An 18,954-nucleotide genomic window follows, 5' to 3' on the forward strand; every position below is an offset into this window, starting at 1 on the left:
GGCCAGCGGCCGGCACTACCGTTCAGGTGCCGCGCGCACGATCGACCGCCGCCGCATCGATGGCCTCCGGCAGGTCGGTCTCGCGATCGATCTGCGGGAAGTGTCGACGCTCCATCCTGCGGATGGCGAAATGCATCCATGCCAGCGCGGCGGACACCACCACGAACAGCAGCATGAAACAGCTGCTCCAGATACCCAGCGCGTCGTTCAATGCACCGAACACGATCGGCAGGATGAAGCCACCAAGGCCACCGATCATGCCCACTACGCCGCCCACCGCCCCCACGTGCCTGGGGTAATACACCGGGATGTGCTTGTAGACCGCAGCCTTGCCCAGCGACATGAAGAAGCCCAGCACGAACACAAGCACGGTGAACATCACCACGCCAATGGCCAGGTGGAAGTGGATCGGACCATGGATGCCCTTCACCACGTACTCGGTATCGGGGTAGGCCAGCAGGAACGTACAGATGGCCGACACACCGAAGGTCCAGTACATCACCCGGCGCGCCCCCATCCGGTCCGACATCCAGCCGCCCACCACGCGGAACAGGCTGGCCGGGATTGAATAGCACGCGGCCAGCATGCCGGCGGTGCCGACGTCCATGCCGTACGCACCCACCAGGTAATGCGGCAGCCACAGCGCCAGGGCCACGAAGCCACCGAACACGAAGAAGTAATACAACGAGAACCGCCACACCTGCAGATTCTTCAACGGTGCCATCTGCTCGGCGAACGGCACCGGCTTCACCCCGTCACGGCGGCGCTGCTCCAGCGAGGGGTCTTCCTTGCTGAACAGGAAAAACAGCACCGCCGTGATCGCCAGTGCCACTGCCCACACTTTGGCCACCATCATCCAGCCCGCCGCCACCATCACCATCGGCGCCAGCAGTTTGGTGACTGCCGCACCGATGTTGCCGGCACCGAAGATGCCCAGCGCGGTGCCCTGCTTGCTGGCCGGGAAGAACTTGGACACGTAGGCCACGCCTACCGAGAAATTGCCACCGGCAATGCCCACGCACAACGCGGCGAACAGGAATTGCGGGTAGGTGTGCGCATAGGTCAGCATCCAGGTGGCGACCGCGCCACACAGCATCACCAAAGCCATGACCTTGCGGCCACCGAACTGGTCGGACCAGATGCCCAGGAACACACGGCTGACCGAGCCGGTCAGCACCGGGGTGGCGATCAGCAGGCCGAACTGGGTGTCGGTCAGGCCCAGCTGCTCGCTGATCTGGATACCGATGATGGAAAAGATCATCCACACCGCAAAGCACACGGTGAACGCGAACGTGCTCAGCCACAGCGCACGCTGCTGCTGCCCGGCACTGGCGGGGGCAAGGGCCTGGTTCATGCAACCTCCTTCCTCAAGAGTGGGTCAGCCGATTTCGGCTTCGGCTTCGATCTCATCCAGCCCGCGTACCGGGTAGCGCTCCTGCAGCTGCAGCAGGTAGGCCTGCACCTCGCGTTGGCGCACCTGCAGCTCCAGGTAGTCACGGATCTGCGGTAACACCGCGTCGAACGGCAGCGGCTGCCCTTCCTCGCGCCCATCGATGCTGACCACGTGGTAGCCCCAGCGTGATTCCACCGGGAAGCCGGCCAGGCCCTCGCGCAGGCGGAACACCTGGCGATCGAACTCCGGCGTGGTCTGCCCACGCTGCAGCCAACCCAGGTCACCTCCCTCGCTGCTCGACGGGCAGCGCGAATGGCGCAGGGCGAAGTCGGCGAACAGGTGCGGCGCTTCCTTCAGTTCATCGGCCAAGCGCTCGCCCTCGGTGCGCGCCTCCAGGCGCCCGGCCACATCATCGGCCGGCGCGGCCAGCAGGATATGGCGCAGGCGTACGCGGTCCGGCGAGCGGAATCGTTCCGGGTTCTGTTCGAAATAGCGTTGGCAGTCCTCGTCGGTCGGCACCCGGTCTTCAATCGCGTCTTCCAGCAGTTGCTGGATCAGCACCTCCTCATCGCTGACCCGGCCGCCGGCTGGCGCCAGCAGGCCCAGGCGCTGTGCTTCCAATCGCAAAAGTTCACGCACCACCAGTGCGCGTGCCGCCTCGGCACGCGACTGTTCCGGGCGCAGCGCCCGATGGTGTTGCATCTCGCGGGCGATGTCGGCCTCGCTGATCGCCGTGTCCTCCACGAACAACCGGCACGGTGCCGGTTGCCCAAGCGAGCGCGGACCCTGCTCTGCCCCGTCATGCTGGTGCTGGTGGGCCTCGGCCGGAACAGGCTGGGTGGAATCGATCACGGTGATCGGCAGGAACTTCGGCAGGCTGCCCATGGCTTACTCCCGCGGCCCGTAACGCAGCGCCGCCTGGCGACGGCGCACCACTTGGTATGGCCGCCACAGATAGCTGACCGGAATGCTCCAGACGTGCACCAGACGGGTGAACGGCGCGATCAGGAACAGGGTCAGGCCCAGGAAGATGTGCATCTTGTAGACCCAGCTGACGCCCTGGATGTAGTCGGCGGCACCGGCACGGAAGGTCACGATGTGCTGCGCCCACTCGGCCAGCTGCACCATTACCCCACCGTCCAGATGTCCGGCCGACACCCGGATGCTGTACAGGCCAAGACAGAGCTGGGCGAACAGCAGCACCAGCACCAGGGTGTCACCGAAGCTGCCGGTGGCGCGCACGCGGGCGTTGGTCAGCCGGCGCACCAGCAGGATACTGATACCGATGAAGCACAACGCACCGAACACGCCGCCCACCACCATCGCCAGCATCTGCTTCTGCGAGGAGGTGATGAAGTGCTCGTACACCGCGTGTGGAGTCAGCAGGCCGACCAGATGACCACCCAGGATGGCCAGGATGCCGATGTGGAAGCAGTTGCTGCCGATCCGCATGCCCTTGTCCGACAGCATCTGGCTGGAACCGGTGCGCCAGGTGTACATGGCCTTGTCATAGCGCGCCCAGCTGCCGATCAGCAGCACCGCCACGGCGATGTACGGGTAGTACTGGAAAGCGAATTGATGCAGGTAGTAGTTCATGGCTGGACCTCTCGATGCACAGGGCGGGCCGGTGAGCGTGTCGGTGGCTTGCAGTCTTCGGCAGGAGCTTCGGCGCCGAAACGCACGGCTTCCTCTTCCCACAGCCTGTCCATCGCCTCGGCCGTATCGTCGCGGGGCTCTTCGCTGGCGCGTTGCCGCAGCGCCTCCAGGTTGACCTTGCCGTCGCCGGCCTCCACCAGAATCTCCAGCAGCGGCACATGCGGCAGCTTGCGCTCGGCGGCGCGCGCGGCCAGCATCCCGGCGATGTGGCCGATGTGGTGCAGCCACTCCCGCGCCTCTGCCTCAGGACGATGCGCCAGGAATTCCAGCAACAGCGGCAGGTAGTCCGGCAGTTCGCGTGCATCCAGCTCGAAGCCGTGCTTGCGGTAGGTTTCCACCAGATCGACCATGGCCTGGCCGCGGTCACGCGATTCGCCGTGGATGTGTTCGAACAGCAGCAGGCTCATCGAACGGCCGCGGTCGAAGGTTGCCAGCCACGCGGCCTGCGCATCCAACGGATCGCTGTCCAGCAGCTGCTGCACGAAGCCACGCAGCTGCCTGCGCCGCGTCGGCGTCAGTGCCACCTCGTCACAGGCCGCCAGCAGTTCCTCGCCGTGCTGCCACAGTTCCTCGCGGGGGTAATCCAGCAGTACCCCCACCAGCTTCAGAACGCTCATCAGACCACCTCCTTGCGGCGGTGGTTGGGCCCGTTGTTCACCACGAAGCTGGTGCTCTTGCGCTGGCCGAACAGGTCGGCCGGGCTGTCGCCGTTGCAGCCGTTGCCGAAGGTGAAGCCGCAGCCGCCGCGTTCGCCGAAGGCGTCGTTGGCGTACTCGCGGTGAGCGCTGGGAATCACGAAACGGTCCTCGTAGTTGGCAATCGCCAGGTAGCGGTACATCTCTTCAACCTGGGCTACGGTCAGTCCGGTCTGATCAAGCACGGCGGTGTCTTCCACGCCGTCCACGTTCTTGGCCCGGCGCCAGGCGCGCATCGCCATCAGACGTTCCAGCGCCCGCACCACCGGTGCCTCGTCACCGGCCGTCAGCATGTTGGCCAGGTAGCGCACCGGAATACGCAGCGAGGCCACGTCCGGCAGTTCGCCACTCATGCCGATGCGGCCACGTTCGGCGGCCGACTGGATCGGCGACAATGGCGGCACGTACCAGACCATCGGCAGCGTGCGGTACTCCGGGTGCAGCGGCAGCGCCAGCTTCCAGTCGATCGCCATCTTGTACACCGGCGACTGCTTGGCCGATTCCAGCCAGCTGTCCGGAATGCCTTCCGCACGTGCAGCAGCAATCACCGCCGGGTCATGCGGGTCCAGGAAGATGTCCAGGTGGGCCTGGTACAGATCCTTTTCGGCGGCCACCGATGCGGCCTCCGCAATGCGGTCGGCGTCGTACAGCATCACGCCCAGGTAGCGGATGCGGCCGACACAGGTTTCCGAACAGATCGTCGGCTCACCCATCTCGATGCGCGGGTAGCAGAAGATGCACTTCTCCGACTTGCCGCTCTTCCAGTTGTAATAGATCTTCTTGTACGGGCATGCCGACACGCACATGCGCCAGCCACGGCACTTGTCCTGGTCGATCAGCACGATGCCGTCTTCCTCGCGCTTGTAGATCGCGCCTGATGGGCACGCCGACACGCACGCCGGGTTCAGGCAGTGCTCGCACAGGCGTGGCAGGTACATCATGAAGGTCTTTTCGAAGGCGCCGTAGATCTCCTTCTGCACTTCATTGAAGTTATAGTCGCGCGAACGCTTGCTGAACTCCGAACCCAGGATCTCTTCCCAGTTCGGGCCCCACTCGATCTTCTGCATGCGCTCGCCACTGATCAGCGAGCGCGGCCGTGCGGTCGGCTGGTGCTGGCTGTCCTTGGCGGTGTGCAGGTTCTGGTAGTCGAAGTCGAACGGCTCGTAGTAATCGTCGATCTGCGGCAGGTCCGGGTTGGCGAAGATCTTGGCCAGCATCCGCCAGCGACCGCCAGCGCGTGGCACCAGCTTGCCGCTGCCGGTACGCACCCAGCCGCCGTTCCACTTCTCCTGGTTCTCCCATTCCTTCGGATAGCCGATGCCCGGCTTGGTTTCAACGTTGTTGAACCAGGCGTACTCGACACCCTCGCGCGAGGTCCAGACGTTCTTGCAGGTGATCGAGCAGGTGTGGCAGCCGATGCACTTGTCCAGGTTCAGCACCATCGCGATCTGTGCACGGACCTTCATCACACCACCTCCTTGGCAACGGCCGGTACGGCCTCGCCATCAAGCCAATCGATCTTGTCCATCTTGCGCACGATCACGAACTCGTCGCGGTTGGTGCCGCAGGTGCCGTAGTAGTTGAAACCGTAGGCCAGCTGCGCGTAGCCACCAATCATGTGGGTCGGCTTGAGCACGATGCGGGTCACTGAGTTGTGGATGCCGCCGCGGGTACCGGAAATCTCCGAACCCGGTACGTTGATGATGCGTTCCTGGGCGTGGTACATCATCGCCATGCCCGGCATCACGCGCTGGCTGACCACCGCTCGCGCGGCGATCGCGCCGTTGACGTTGAACAGCTCGATCCAGTCGTTGTCGACGATGCCGGCATTGCGCGCGTCGTCCTCGCTGATCCACACGATCGGACCACCGCGCGACAGCGTCTGCATGATCAGGTTGTCGCTGTAGGTGCTGTGGATGCCCCACTTCTGGTGCGGGGTGATCCAGTTCAGCACGATCTCCTTGTTGCCGTTCGAGCGCTGGTTGAGCAGCGGCTCGATGGTGCGGGTGTTGACCGGCGGCCGGTAGCTCATGAAGGCCTCGCCGAAATCGATCATCCACTCATGGTCCTGGTAGAACTGCTGGCGACCGGTCACCGTGCGCCACGGAATCAGCTCGTGCACATTGGTGTAGCCGGCGTTGTAGCTGACGTTGTCGTCTTCCAGCCCGGACCAGATCGGTGAAGAGATGATCTTGCGCGGCTGCGCCTGGATGTCACGGAAGCGGATCGCCTCGTGTTCCTTGCCGACCGCCAGATGGGTGTGCTCGCGGCCGGTGAAGCTGCCCAGCGACGCCCACGCCTTCACCGCCACGTGGCCATTGGTTTCCGGGGCCAGGTGCAGGATCACTTCGGCCGCATCGATGGCGGTCGAGATGGCCGGCCGGCCCTGGCTGACGCCCTCCTCGTGCACGGTATGGTTCAACTTGCCGAGGAATTCCACCTCGTGCTTGGTGTCCCAGTTCATGCCCTTGCCGCCATTGCCGTGCTTGTCCAGCAGCGGCCCCAGCGAGGTGAACTTGCGATACAGGTTCGGGTAATCGCGCTCCACCACCGTCATCGACGGCATGGTCTGGCCGGGGATGGCCTCGCACTCGCCCTTCTTCCAGTCGGCCACGCCGAACGGCATGCCCAGCTCGTTGGGGGTGTCGTGCAGGGTCGGCACCAGCACCAGGTCCTTCTCCACGCCCAGCACGCCGGGCGCCATCTCGCTCACGGTGCGCGCAACCTCCTTGAAGATGTCCCAGTCACTGCGCGATTCCCACGCCGGGTCCACCGCCTTCGACAGCGGATGGATGAACGGATGCATGTCCGAGGTGTTGAGATCGTCCTTCTCGTACCAAGTGGCCGTCGGCAGCACGATGTCCGAATACAGCGCGGTGGTGCACATGCGGAAGTCCAGCGTCACCAGCAGGTCGAGCTTGCCTTCCGGCGCCTCGTCGCGCCACTTCACTTCCTCCGGCTTTACCGCGCCCATCTCGCCCAGGTCCTTGCCCTGCAGGCCGTGGCGGGTACCCAGCAGGTGCCGCAGCATGTACTCGTGGCCCTTGCCCGACGAACCCAGCAGGTTCGAGCGCCAGATGAACATCATCCGCGGGTGGTTCTGCTGCGCGTCCGGATCGGCAAAGGCGAAGTCCAGCGAACCGTCCTTGAACTTGCCCAGTGCGTAGTCGGCAGGGGCCACGCCGGCCGCTTCGGCCTCGCGCACCAGCTGCAGCGGATTGCGGTCCAGCTGCGGCGCGCATGGCAACCAGCCCATGCGCACGGCGCGCAGGTTCAGGTCGGCCAGGCTGCCGCTGTACTTGCTGGCGTCGGCCAGCGGTGACAGCAGCTCATCCACCTGCAGCTTCTCGTAGCGCCACTGCCCCGTGTTGAAGTAGAAGAACGACGTGCCGTTCATATGGCGCGGCGGCTTGCTCCAGTCCAGGCCGAACGCCAGCGGCTGCCAGCCGGTCTGCGGGCGCAGCTTTTCCTGGCCCACGTAGTGCGCCCAGCCACCGCCGGTCTGGCCCACGCAACCGCACATGATCAGCATGTTGATCAGGCCTCGGTAGTTCATGTCGTTGTGGAACCAGTGGTTCATGCCCGCGCCGACGATGATCATCGAACGGCCATGGGTCTTGTCGGCGGTACGCGCGAACTCGCGGGCGATCTCGATCACCTCGCCACGCGGCACGCCGGTGATGCGTTCCTGCCAGGCCGGCGTGCCCGGCACGTTCTCATCGAAGCTCTTGGCCACATTGGCGCCGCCGAAACCGCGGTCAACGCCGTACTGCGCCAGCAGCAGGTCATAGACGGTCGCCACCAGGGTCTCGCTGCCATCGGCAGTGGCCAGGCGGCGCACCGGGATGTTGCGGTCCAGTACTTCCTCGGCCGGGGCGGCCGTCCAGCCGTCACTCTCGATGCCACCGAAGTACGGGAAGCTGACCGCCTCGATCCCATCGTTGAAATCGGACAGGCTCAAGCGCAGGCGCGTATCCGCGCCGTTGCTGGCCTTCTCCTCGATGTTCCAGCGACCCTTTTCGCCCCAGCGGAAGCCGATCGAACCGTTCGGCACCACGATCTGGCCACTAGTCTCGTCGTAAGCGAGGGTCTTCCAGTCCGGGTTGTTGGCCTCGCCCAATCCACCCAGCTCACTGGCGCGCAGGAAACGCCCGGCCACCAGGCGGCCATCGGCGCGACGCTCCAGACGCACCAGCATCGGCATATCCGAGTACTGGCGGCAGTAGTCCTGGAAGTACTGCGACGGCGAATCGACATGGAACTCGCGCAGGATCACATGGCCGAAGGCGAACGCCAGCGCAGCATCGGTGCCCTGCTTGGGGTGCAGCCAATGATCGGTCAGCTTTGCCAGCTCGGAATAGTCCGGGCAGATCGAGACCGTCTTGGTCCCGTTGTAGCGCGCCTCGGTGAAGAAGTGCGCATCGGGCGTACGCGTCTGCGGCACGTTCGAGCCCCAGGCGATGATGTAGCGGCTGTTGTACCAGTCAGCCGATTCGGGCACGTCGGTCTGTTCGCCCCATACCTGCGGCGAAGCCGGCGGCAGATCGCAGTACCAGTCATAGAAGGACAGGCAGGCGCCGCCCAGCAGCGACAGGTAACGCGCACCGGCGGCGTAGGACACCATCGACATCGCCGGAATCGGCGAGAAACCGACCACGCGGTCCGGTCCGTACTGCTTCACCGTGTACAGGTTGGAGGCCGCGATGATCTCGTTGGCCTCTTCCCAGTTCAGTCGCACGAAACCGCCCATGCCGCGCCGGGTCTTGTACGAGCGCGCCTTTTCCTTGTCCTCCACGATGCTGGCCCACGCATCCACCGGGCTCTGGGTCCTGCGTGCTTCGCGCCACAGGCGCAGCAGCGTGCCGCGGATCAGCGGGTACTTCAGGCGGTTGGCACTGTACAGGTACCAGGAGTAGCTGGCGCCACGCGGACAGCCACGCGGTTCGTGGTTGGGCAGGTCCGGGCGCGTGCGCGGGTAATCGGTCTGCTGGGTTTCCCAGGTCACCAGACCATTCTTGACGTAGATCTTCCAGCTGCACGAACCGGTGCAGTTCACGCCGTGGGTGGAGCGCACGATCTTGTCGTACTGCCAGCGCTGGCGATAACTGTTCTCCCAGTCACGGCCTTCGCTCTTGGCAAACCCATGGCCATCGGCAAAGGGCTGGGGGTCACGCTTGAAGAACTGCAAGCGATCAAGGAAATAACTCATCGGGGGTCTCCCTTTGCGGACATCTGCATCGTGGCTGTGTGTGTCATCTGGCTGCGGTGCGTTTTCATGTCAGCAGGGCGTCTCTGCGCCGCGCCGGTAGTACCACCACCAGGTCACGGCCAGGCAGGTGACATAGAAAACGACGAACCCGTACAGCGCCATATCGGGGCTGCCGGTCAACGTGATCGAAGAGCCGTAGCTCTTGGGAATGAAGAAGCCGCCGTAGGCACCGATCGCACCGGAGAAGCCCACGACCGCGGCCGACTCGATGCTGGCCTGGTGCGCCGACGCGGCCTTGCCTTCCGCATTGGCACCTGCCGACAGGCGCTCATGCAGCGTGCGGAAGATCACCGGGATCATGCGGAAAGTGGTGCCGTTGCCGATGCCGCTGAGCACGAACAGCGCCATGAAGCTGAAGAGGAAGCCGTAGAAATTGCCGCCCTGGCCATCGCTGGGCAGGAAATGCAGCACGCCGAACACCGCCGCGATCATCAACGCGAACACCCAGAACGTCAGCCGCGCACCACCCCAACGGTCGGCCATGCTGCCGCCGACCGAGCGCATCAGCGCACCCAGCAGCGGGCCGATGAAGGCGTAGGCGAGCGGGTTCACGGCGGGGAACTGGCTCTTCACCAGCATCGGGAAGCCGGCCGAGAAACCGATGTAGGAACCGAAGGTGCCGATGTACAACCAGCACATCAGCCAGTTGTGCTTGCGGCGGAAAATCACCGCCTGTTCCGCAAACGAGGAGCGGGCGCTGGTCAGGTCATTCATGCCGAACCAGGCCGCCACCGCGCAGATCGCAATCGCCGGCACCCAGATGAAGCCGGCATTCTGCAGGTACAACGGCGTACCGCCCTCCACCACCGGCTGCGGCGCACCACCGAGGGCACCGAACACGCCCACGGTGATCACCAGCGGAATCACCGCCTGTGCCACCGACACGCCGACATTGCCCAGGCCGGCATTCAGGCCCAGCGCCAAGCCCTGCTTCTGCTTGGGGTAGAAGAAGGAAATGTTGGACATCGACGAGGAGAAGTTCGCCCCACCAAAGCCACACAGGATCGCGATCACCACGAACACCCAGTAAGGCGTCGCCGGGTTCTGCACCGCAAAGCCAAGCCAGATCGTGGGGGCCAGCAGCGATGCGGTGGACAGCGCCGTCCAGCGGCGACCGCCAAAGATCGGAATCACGAACGAATAGAAGATGCGCAGCGTCGCGCCGGACAGGCTGGGCAGTGCCACCAGCCAGAACAACTGATCGGTGCTGAAGCCGAAGCCGATCTTCGGGAGGCTGATGGTCACCGCCGAGAACAGTACCCAGACCGAGAAGGCCAGCAGCAGCGAGGGGATGGAGATGACTAGGTTGCGGGTGGCGACCCGCTTGCCGGTGCGCTCCCAATAACCGGGATCTTCCGGCGTCCAGTCGCTGATGACGCGACCAGGACTGGCAGTGCTGCGGACAACAGGATCGCTACCGACGGTCATACATGGCTCCAAGGCTGTGGAATGACGTGGGTACTGCTTTCAAGTTGTAACCCGTCGTCATGCAGCCATTAGGCCGTGCCGCAGTAACGACGGGGTTGATCTGGATCAATCAGGCGCGGGTTTCCCCCCTGCCCCTGACAAATGTCAAACCGATGATGCGGAACTGCGGCGGGTCGCCCCGCGCTGGCGCACGCTGTCGCGTACATCCACATCGAACTGCAGCTGCAGCGTGGTGCCGTCGTCCAGGTACAGCGCAAAGGCCAGGCCATCACGGCACGGCAGGCGCCCGGCCAGGTCCTCCACGGAAGACCGTGGCAGCACCAGGCGGCAATCGGTGCCGCTGTCGAGCAGCACGGCCGATTCGCCACCATGCAGCGAAACGGCCGTACCCCAACCACCGCTGCCACCGAACCGGGTCACGTTTTCCACCGTTTCACCGGCCAGCAGCTGCGCGAGCTCGGCCTCGTCCAGGCGCAGGCGCATCGTCTGTTCGTGCAACTGCACCTTCATGAGGCAACGTCCTCCCATTGGGCGGGGGTATTGCAATTGACCAGGGCGCTTTCATCAGCCTGGGCCAGGCGCAGGGTCTGCGCGTCCAGCCGGTGTTGCAGGGCCTGCAGGGAACGCGGACCGAGGGGATCGTGGATCATGTTTTCGAGGATCGTGCGACTTTCATTGTCCACATTAAACAGCATCGGAAGCGGATGCCCGTCAAAGATCGTGCAAGCGCTGCGATGCCCGTCACGCAATTGCCGCAGCAGATCCGGGGTCAGACGGGGCGTATCCACCGGCACCACCCAGGCGGGGCCATCGGGCATCTGCATTGCCACGCTGAACAGGCCGCCCAGCGGCCCGCACCGTGTGATCTGGTCGGGTACGCCGCCGAAGGCCGGGTAACGTCCGCTCACCCAGACGCGGTCTGCCCCGGCCAGCCGCAACGTGCCGCGCATGTGCTCCAGCAGCGCGCGCCCCTGCCAGGGCAGCAGCGCCTTGTCGCGCCCCATGCGGCTGGACAGGCCACCGGCCAGCACGATGCCGGCGATGGTCGTGTTCACGCGGGAAACCCCAGTAGAGCCACGCCATGCGTGGCTGCCCCTGCCGGGCGCGAGGGGAAGGCTCCATCCACGCATGGCGTGGATCTACTGGGGTCAATGGTGGTGCTCATGTGCCGGTTCACTGTCCGCGTGACACAGCGTGCAGCCTTCGCTCCACTCGCTGTCGCCGTCTTCGTAATGTTCCTGTTTCCAGATCGGGCACTGGTGTTTCACCGCCTCGATCAGCTGCCGGCACGCGCGGAACGCTTCATCACGGTGCGGGCTGCCCGCAGCCACCACCACCGCCACATCGCCAATGCCCAGACGGCCCTTGGCATGTGCCACGTACAACTTCAGCTTCGGCCCGAACGTCGCCTCGATCTCCGCCGCCAAGCGCTGGATCTCATTCAGCACCAGCGGTTCGAACAGGTCATAGGTGATGCCGGTCACCGGCCGCCCCACATTGAAGTCGCGTACCTTGCCGATGAACACATCGATGCCGCCGAATGCCGGGTCGGACACCGCTGCGATGCCTTCGGCCGGATCGATGGCGCGCTGCGCGCGGTCCACCACTTTCGCAGTCACGTTGCTCATGGCTCAGCCCCCACTCACCGGCGGCAGGATCGCCACCTTGCCATCGGCGGGCAGCGCCTCGTGGTCACGCAGCACGCGCTGCTGGTCGGCGAAGGCCGAATAGTCCAGCAACCCGGCGCGGAAGCCGGGAAAGCGCACCGGCAACAGCTCACGCAACGCCTGGCGCAGATCGGCCACGGTGCCACCGGCCACCTCCAGCGCGATCTCGCGGCTGGCATCCAGATCGGAAAACGCACCGAACAACTGCAGATTCACCTGTTTCATCATGACTCCTGGTTCGCCAGCTGCAGCGGGTCCTGATGGCCCCAGCCCTGCACGCGCACCGGCGTGCCGGCCGTGGCAAGGTCACCCTCGCCCTCCAGCACCACCCAGGCATTGGCCTGCAGCATGGATTTCAAACGGAACGATTCCTGGCCCGCCAGCACGCGCGCGCTCAAGCGCCCCTGCGCGTCCACTTCCACCCGCGCCCGCGCGTGGAAGCGCAGGCCCGGCGGCTTGCGCACGTCGGCCTGCAACGGCAGCTGCAGCAGCGGCTCGGCGGCCAGACCCAGCAGGCGCCGCAGCACCGGTTCCACGAAGAAGCGCTGCCCCACTGCCGCCGACACCGGGTTGCCGGGCAGGCCAAAATACAGCGCGCCGCCCGGCAGCACCGCGAACAGCAGCGGCTTGCCCGGGCGGATCGCCACTTTGTGGAACACGATGCGGGCGCCACGCGCGCGCAACGCATCGGGAATGAAGTCGTAGCGGCCCGCCGACACCGCACCGGTGCTGACCAGCACCTGCGCCCCTGCCGCCAGCGCGTCATCCAACACGGCATCGAAGGCAGCCACCTCATCGCCCACCGTGCCCTGCCACACCACCTCGGCACCGGCGGCCTGCAGGCGGCCGATCAGATAGGGCCGGTTGCTGTCACGGATCTGTCCGGAGTCCAGCGCCTGCGCCGCTTCGGTCACCAGCTCCTTGCCGGTGGCAATGACAGCGACCTTCGGCCGTGCCACCACCGCGACCTCGGCCACGCCGATGGCATGCAGCAGGGTGCGCGCATTGATGTCCAGCGCCTGCCCGGCCTGCAGCACGCGCTCGCCTTCTTCCACGTCCTGCCCGCGCAGGCGCACGTTCTGGCCAGGCTTCACCGCGCTCTTCAACGCAATGCGGGTCGGCCGGCCATCCTCGCTGGCGAGGATCTCCACGTTCTCGATCGGCACCACCGTATCCAGCCCAACCGGCATGCGCGCGCCGGTCATGATTTCCCAGGCACCTTCGCCGCCCTCGGCACCGGCATCGCCTGCGGCCTGCCAGCCCTGCACCGCAAACCCGGTACCGCTTTCGAAGGGCGTGCCATTGGCGCGCAGCGCGAAGCCGTCCATCGCCGAATTGTCGAACGGCGGCAGCGACTGCCCGCTGATGATGTCCGTGGCCAGGATGCGACCACCCGCCTCATGCAGCGTCAGCCGCTCGGCCGGCAGCGGTGTGGCTGCCTCCATCAAGTGCTGCAGCGCTTCGCTGTAGGCGATCATGCGTGGCCACCGCCATCGACCATCGCCAGCGCGTGGCCCAGCACCGGCGCCAGAATGTCCAGACACTGCGCGGCCGCACGAGGGCTGCCCGGCAGTGCAAATACCAGCATGTCATCCAGCTGCACCACCTCGGCACGGCTCAGCCAGGCCATCGGCGTGTGCTGCGCGCTCAACGCGCGCACCATCTGCGCCAGGCCGTGCACCGGGCGCGCGTTCAACGAACGCAGCGCTTCCGGGGTCAGGTCGCGCGGGCCAAGCCCGGTGCCGCCGGTACACAGGCACAGGCGTACGCCCTCGCCCGCCAGCGCACGCAGGCGGCCCGCCAGTGGTTCGATGCCATCGGGTAGTACTTCGGCAGCCACCACCTCGCCACCGAGCGACTGCAGCCCGCTCACCAGCTTCGGCCCGGACTCGTCGGCATACGTGCCCTCGCTCGCGCGATCGCTCAGGGTGATCACCGCGCAGGCCGCACCGTTCAAGCCCTTCGGCGGGCGCGGCCTGAAGCGCTCGCGCTCACCATCGTCCATGCCATCAGGGTGCAGCCACAGGCCGCGCTTGCCGCCTTCCTTGAACAGCAGGCGGATGCCCTCGATACGCAGCGCCGGCTCCACCGGCTTGCTCAGGTCGTACAGGGTCAGCAGTGCGGCGTTCACCCCGGCTAGTGCTTCCATCTCCACACCGGTGCGGGCCTCGCTGGCGCACTCGCACCACACGCGGATCGACTGCCGTTCTGGCACAGGCGCGCAGTACACCTGCACCAGCTCCAGCGGCAGCGGGTGGCACAGCGGCATCAGCAGCGAGGCCATCTTCGCGCCTTGCAGGCCGGCAATCTCGGCCATCACCAGCGCATCGCCCTTGGGCAGGCGGCGCTCGACAATCAGCGGGTAGGCCACCGGTCCGGCATGCAGTTCGCCCACCGCCACCGCGCGGCGGCGGGTAACGCGTTTGTCGCGCACATCGGCCATGTGGAAGGCCGCAGTCAATTCACCACTCATCGTGTTCCTCATCCTCCGATCGACGCCAGGTGCGGGGTCAACCCGGTCTGGCCCTGATGCAATCCGTGCCCGGCCGCTTTCAGGCCAAGCTGTGTGGTGATGCGTGCCAGCAGCGCGTCCTGGTCATCGTCGCTCTGCAGCAGCGGGCGCAGTGGCACGCCGAATTCGCCGAACAGGCACAGCCGCAGGTCGCCCTTGGCGGTGACCCGCAGGCGATTGCAGCCCTTGCAGAAGTCACGCGAATACGGAGCGATGATGCCCACCGTGCCGCAATGCTGCGGGTGGCTGAACTCACGCGCCGGGCCGGCATCGGCCGCGCGCGGGCGCTCATGCCAACCGGCGGCATGCAGCTGGTCGATCACGTGTTCGGCACGCAGGTGGTGCCGCTGGAAATAGGCTTCGTTGTCGCCGGTACGCATCAGTTCGATGAAGCGCACGCTGAAAGGACGGTCGCGCAGGAAGTCCATCCATTGCGGCAGCTCGTCGTCGTTCAGGCCGCGCAGCAGCACCGCGTTGAGCTTGATGGCCGGCAGGCCCAGTGCCTGCGCCATCTCCAGCCCCTGCTGGATTTCCGGCAGGCGGTCGTGGCCAGTGATGGTGCTGAAGCGCTCGCGCTGCAGGCTGTCCATGCTCACGTTCAGCGCGGTCAGGCCGGCGCGGTGCCAGCCCGGCAGGCGGCGCGGCAGCAGCGTGCCATTGGTGGTGATGGCCACCTTGCGGATGCCCGGCACGGCCGCCACCGTGGCAATGATCTCGTCCAGGTCCTTGCGCAGGCTGGGCTCACCACCGGTAAGACGAATCTTGGTCATCCCCAGCATGGCAAACGCGCGCACCAGGCGCGCGATCTCGTCCACCGCCAGGAAGCGCGGGCGGCCATCGGCCTGGTAGCCATCGGGCAGGCAGTAACTGCAACGGAAGTTGCAGGCCTCGGTCAACGACAGGCGCAGGTAGGGAAAGCTGCGCCCGAATCCGTCGGTGAGTTGGCTCATGGCTGGTCCACCTTGTTGTTCCACCGTCTTGCCTGTGCCCGGAACGGCCCGGATACCCTCGCCTGCTGAGACTGACGCCAGCCTACGCGGCAGGCATTGACAACGGGATGACTTAAATCAATCGCCGCCGGCCACGCCGCGCAGGCGTTGTGGCAGCATGCGGCTTTCCGTGCCGTGTGCGTGTGACAGCCATCATGATGATGAACGATTTCCAGCACCTGCTGCAGGCCGCAGGCGAACAGGCCGAACCGCAACGCCTGCTGTTCGTATTCGCCCGCGCCGACCTGCCCGAATCGCCCACCGACGACCAGCGTGACCGACATGACCGCCGCGAAGGCGGCACCCTGTCGCCGGTGCTGTGCGTGGACAAGCTGCCGGCCGAGGTGCCCAGCTTCCAGGCGTTGGCCAGCGAGTCCAGCACCACCGGCGTGGAGTGGGACATGGTGTTCGTGGCGGCGATGGACGGCCGTGCGGGTTTTGCCCCGACCACCGACGAGGCCACCCGCCCGCTGCGGCTGATGGTCAACGCCATCAACGACGGCCAGATCGGCCGCTTCGCCGCCTTCGACCGCAGCGGTGAGCCGATCCAGTTCTATTGAGCCACCAGCTGCAGGGTCAGGAAGAAGATCAGCAGCACCGTGTTCAGGCCCCAGGCCACTGTCAACCCGCGCGCAGCAACGCCCAGATTCGGAGTGCGCGCGGTGGGTGCCGCCCGCCACACCGCCGGAATGATCCAGCCGGTATAGAGCAGCAGCACGGCGAACATCGCCAGCACCAGCGTGGTGCGCTGGTTGGCCAGGGCCCAGAGGGCAACAGCCCAGAGAATGTTGCTGGGAATGACCCCCTGCAGCCAGAAGACGTTCCAGAGGCGTGAACGGCCTTGGGTGTCGGGCGCGGGGTGCAGAGACGCGGTGGCTGTCATAAGTCTCCTTGGTGTTTAGGAAACGTGCTGGGCAAGCCTGCGCTTGGTGGCTGGGAACGTCAAGGCACGACGGAATGGTAGCGCCGGGCCGTGCCCGGCGGAATGCATCCGGGTTCACTGTGATGTCGCCTTCGCCCCGGCCACCCTGCTCACTCCATGCCCACAACCACGACACCTGTCGCAGATTGCCTGGTCGCGCTGGACCAACGCGGCAGCCAGCACTGCCAGTACTTAACAGCGTGGTTCAATGCCGAAAGCGTCTCCAATCGTGAGCTATTTGCAACTCTTCTGATTGGCATTGCATAGCGACGCGGGCTGAGATGGCGTGCCACCGAAAACGGGTGGTCGGGCGTCGAACACCCGTGTTGTTCCTGAGTGATTACGCTTGCCAGTCGGCGTCACCTTGCGTGGCGCCGGCTGGCAATCCGTCTGCCGGCTATGGCGGGCGGTACGTGGGGGCCCCGTGCCCGCCGGCTTGGGATCAACCCGGTGTTCGAACCTCGTACCGTCCGCCACCTCTGTGTGGCGGCTACCGATTGCCTTGCACGGAGCCTCGCCATGAACGGATCTGACCTGCCCCATCTGCACGCCTACAGCGACCCGGCCAACGCCGATGACCTGGCAGAGGCTGTGCCCTGCGTGGATGCGAATACCCTGATTGCCAACCTGAAGCGCATCGGCAAAGGCGCTGCGGCCGACGGGCAGCCCTGGCCGGAGCGGCACCAGTTACCCGGGCGCTGCATGGCACTGGCCGATGCGGATTGCGCGTTGGCCGGGTTGCGGGTGGTGCAGGAGATGCTGCTGGCGGCAGAGCGGACCCGACAGAACGGCGAGCCCGAGGACTATGTGGGCGACCGGGTGATGGAAGGGCTGATGCTGGCGTGCCTGGCGTTGAGTGCGCAGGCTGTGGGGCGGTTGCAGGTGAGCGGGTGATCGCTTCTACGGGTGTCGTCTCTGGCCTCATTTCGGCCCGTCTTTTACCCGCATAAACGCGACGCCCTTCTCATTACCTCCCGTGCCATGGCCACTCCAGACTGCCGTACGCCCCATCGTTCTGGCGGTACGACAATGCTGGCAAAGGCGATCAGGGCAATTGAATCGCTCGCCCTTTCAGAGTTGCGCAGACGGAGTCATCAGAAAACCAATGCAGAATTTCAAGAGCACCTTGGCGCTGCTCGTGGCCACCGGTTGCAGCGTGGCCCCAAACATGGCGCACGCGTTCCAGCTGGTCAGAGAAGAGGCCGATGTCAGGCTCATAGATGGCACACCCGCGATCTGCATCCCGCAAAAAGCGAGGCGGTCGTTCCCGGTGGCCAACCTGCTACTGATGGAGCACTACACACTCCAACACGAAAGCTGGGCCATCAGCCTGAAGGACGACGCCAAGCCGACGAAGCTAAGGCCTGGCAATTGCATTTCATACGGCTCAACGCCAGACGGCTACGAGCGGGATGGGCCAGAAGACAACAGGGAGAATGTTCAATTGAAATTGAACACAACCTACTACTTTCAAGCAATCCGATACATTCCAAATCTCTGGTACTTTCATACCGCAATCTATGAAGCCACATTCTGCCTCAAGACGGATGCCGACGGAGCTCTCAGCATTCAGAAGAAATCAGCATGCCCCGACTACAGCAGATGAAATTTCCCATCCCGGCATCAATCCTCGCCCTCCTGCTTCTCAGCGGCTGCCGCCATACCCCGGGCAGGGAGTTACCGGACCGAGGCTTGTCGCCCACCACGGATGCAGGCGTGGTCAATGTGACCATCAAGGTCCCCACGGAGCTCGATACGATGGAAATGCGAGTCATTTACCGATCAAAGACTTGCACCTTCACCGATCATACTGCCTCCGGAATTCCCTATGATCGAGATGGCTATCAGCGGATGGACTTGAAGCCCATCCAGCAGGAGCAGAGCAGACTGTTCGAGGCTAAAGTGCCGGTGAATGGAGGTGGTGCCTGCAACTGGGAACTGAGCAATATCACCTTCGGCGCGGAGTACAAAGACACCTCCGCGTTTGGCGAGGGCATTGCATCCGGCCTTCCTGCCGGCATGACTGTCATTTTTTATGACAACAATTCGCCCAACGGCCGCTGGGATATCAAAGTCGACGGAGATCTGACAGTTGTGCGGGACTACTACCCATGGCTCAGTGAGAGGTTCCTTGGAGGCCATACAAAGTCAATGAGCCTGATCACGAACGGGGATTACTACCTAACTTACAAGGCACCTGATGCCCGCAATGTCCATTTCGAACCCATCCTACATTCGCAGTTCCTCACGCGATCCGTGGGACCTAAAGTCAAAGCCAAAGGCAACAGCACGATCTTCTATTATCCAGATGGCAGCAATTCGTTCGAAGCTTACGTCTCGCCGAATCACGCGAAACTGCAGGCAATCCGGATGGCTGCCGAAGCGCAGCGCCAGGCCCTGTCCGATTCCGAAGGGTGAATGCC

At 64.8% G+C, this 18,954-nt stretch carries 19 protein-coding genes; 4 read left to right on the top strand and 15 right to left on the bottom strand.

The genetic code is table 11. The annotated features are described in order from the left end of the window. Positions 1-22 precede the first annotated feature (22 nt). The 14 genes from AC13GI_RS04015 to moaA form a co-directional block, all read right to left on the bottom strand. On the bottom strand, positions 23-1,354 hold the full coding sequence (locus AC13GI_RS04015) for an MFS transporter (protein WP_089235842.1): 1,332 nt from the start codon (positions 1,352-1,354) through the stop codon (positions 23-25). Between the two features lie 24 nt (positions 1,355-1,378). Next, positions 1,379-2,278 carry a peptidylprolyl isomerase gene (locus AC13GI_RS04020; RefSeq protein WP_482995574.1) on the bottom strand — a complete coding sequence of 300 codons (900 nt, stop codon included), beginning with the start codon at positions 2,276-2,278 and terminating at the stop codon, positions 1,379-1,381. A 3-nt stretch (positions 2,279-2,281) separates the two neighbouring features. After that, on the bottom strand, positions 2,282-2,989 hold the full coding sequence (gene narI / locus AC13GI_RS04025) for a respiratory nitrate reductase subunit gamma (RefSeq protein ID WP_089235844.1): 708 nt from the start codon (positions 2,987-2,989) through the stop codon (positions 2,282-2,284). Then, complete coding sequence (gene narJ / locus AC13GI_RS04030) at positions 2,986-3,666, bottom strand: nitrate reductase molybdenum cofactor assembly chaperone (protein ID WP_099818663.1); 681 nt, start codon at positions 3,664-3,666, stop codon at positions 2,986-2,988. Before narJ ends, narI begins: the two co-directional genes overlap by 4 nt. Then, complete coding sequence (gene narH, locus AC13GI_RS04035; protein WP_099818664.1) at positions 3,666-5,210, bottom strand: nitrate reductase subunit beta; 1,545 nt, start codon at positions 5,208-5,210, stop codon at positions 3,666-3,668. Before narH ends, narJ begins: the two co-directional genes overlap by 1 nt. After that, positions 5,210-8,953, bottom strand: a complete 3,744-nt coding sequence (locus AC13GI_RS04040) for a nitrate reductase subunit alpha (protein ID WP_482995575.1) — start codon at positions 8,951-8,953, stop codon at positions 5,210-5,212. Before AC13GI_RS04040 ends, narH begins: the two co-directional genes overlap by 1 nt. A 69-nt stretch (positions 8,954-9,022) precedes the next feature. After that, on the bottom strand, positions 9,023-10,441 hold the full coding sequence (locus tag AC13GI_RS04045) for a NarK family nitrate/nitrite MFS transporter (RefSeq protein WP_099818666.1): 1,419 nt from the start codon (positions 10,439-10,441) through the stop codon (positions 9,023-9,025). Positions 10,442-10,585: 144 nt separating this feature from the next. After that, positions 10,586-10,951: a hypothetical protein gene (locus AC13GI_RS04050; protein ID WP_099818667.1), complete on the bottom strand. Its 366-nt coding sequence runs from the start codon at positions 10,949-10,951 to the stop codon at positions 10,586-10,588. Further along, positions 10,948-11,496: a molybdenum cofactor guanylyltransferase gene (gene mobA / locus AC13GI_RS04055; RefSeq protein WP_279324030.1), complete on the bottom strand. Its 549-nt coding sequence runs from the start codon at positions 11,494-11,496 to the stop codon at positions 10,948-10,950. Before mobA ends, AC13GI_RS04050 begins: the two co-directional genes overlap by 4 nt. A 93-nt stretch (positions 11,497-11,589) precedes the next feature. Beyond that, positions 11,590-12,069 carry a molybdenum cofactor biosynthesis protein MoaE gene (locus AC13GI_RS04060; RefSeq protein WP_099818669.1) on the bottom strand — a complete coding sequence of 160 codons (480 nt, stop codon included), beginning with the start codon at positions 12,067-12,069 and terminating at the stop codon, positions 11,590-11,592. A gap of 3 nt (positions 12,070-12,072) precedes the next feature. Further along, positions 12,073-12,333 carry a MoaD/ThiS family protein gene (locus tag AC13GI_RS04065; RefSeq protein ID WP_049463966.1) on the bottom strand — a complete coding sequence of 87 codons (261 nt, stop codon included), beginning with the start codon at positions 12,331-12,333 and terminating at the stop codon, positions 12,073-12,075. Then, positions 12,333-13,586: a molybdopterin molybdotransferase MoeA gene (locus AC13GI_RS04070; RefSeq protein WP_099818670.1), complete on the bottom strand. Its 1,254-nt coding sequence runs from the start codon at positions 13,584-13,586 to the stop codon at positions 12,333-12,335. Before AC13GI_RS04070 ends, AC13GI_RS04065 begins: the two co-directional genes overlap by 1 nt. Next, complete coding sequence (moaCB, locus tag AC13GI_RS04075; RefSeq protein WP_482995576.1) at positions 13,583-14,581, bottom strand: bifunctional molybdenum cofactor biosynthesis protein MoaC/MoaB; 999 nt, start codon at positions 14,579-14,581, stop codon at positions 13,583-13,585. The genes AC13GI_RS04070 and moaCB overlap by 4 nt, the downstream gene beginning before the upstream one ends. Positions 14,582-14,589: 8 nt before the next feature. Next, positions 14,590-15,570, bottom strand: a complete 981-nt coding sequence (moaA, locus tag AC13GI_RS04080; RefSeq protein ID WP_099818672.1) for a GTP 3',8-cyclase MoaA — start codon at positions 15,568-15,570, stop codon at positions 14,590-14,592. 194 nt (positions 15,571-15,764) lie between these two features. On the opposite strand from moaA, the gene AC13GI_RS04085 reads away from it, so the two are divergent. After that, the gene (locus tag AC13GI_RS04085) at positions 15,765-16,169 is read left to right on the top strand and encodes a ribonucleotide reductase subunit alpha (RefSeq protein WP_099818673.1); all 405 of its coding nucleotides are present in this window, start codon (positions 15,765-15,767) and stop codon (positions 16,167-16,169) included. Here AC13GI_RS04085 and AC13GI_RS04090 read toward each other — a convergent pair. Then, on the bottom strand, positions 16,163-16,492 hold the full coding sequence (locus AC13GI_RS04090) for a hypothetical protein (protein WP_099818674.1): 330 nt from the start codon (positions 16,490-16,492) through the stop codon (positions 16,163-16,165). The two genes, AC13GI_RS04085 and AC13GI_RS04090, sit on opposite strands and share 7 nt — an antisense overlap. Positions 16,493-17,050: 558 nt before the next feature. Here AC13GI_RS04090 and AC13GI_RS04095 point away from each other — a divergent pair. The 3 genes from AC13GI_RS04095 (at position 17,051) to AC13GI_RS04105 (ending at position 18,949) form a co-directional block, all read left to right on the top strand. Further along, on the top strand, positions 17,051-17,425 hold the full coding sequence (locus AC13GI_RS04095; protein ID WP_099818675.1) for a hypothetical protein: 375 nt from the start codon (positions 17,051-17,053) through the stop codon (positions 17,423-17,425). 211 nt (positions 17,426-17,636) lie between these two features. Then, positions 17,637-18,137 carry a hypothetical protein gene (locus AC13GI_RS04100; protein WP_099818676.1) on the top strand — a complete coding sequence of 167 codons (501 nt, stop codon included), beginning with the start codon at positions 17,637-17,639 and terminating at the stop codon, positions 18,135-18,137. Then, complete coding sequence (locus AC13GI_RS04105; protein ID WP_099818677.1) at positions 18,134-18,949, top strand: hypothetical protein; 816 nt, start codon at positions 18,134-18,136, stop codon at positions 18,947-18,949. The genes AC13GI_RS04100 and AC13GI_RS04105 overlap by 4 nt, the downstream gene beginning before the upstream one ends. Positions 18,950-18,954 lie beyond the last annotated feature (5 nt).

Source organism: Stenotrophomonas sp. 82F1 (assembly GCF_056861525.1).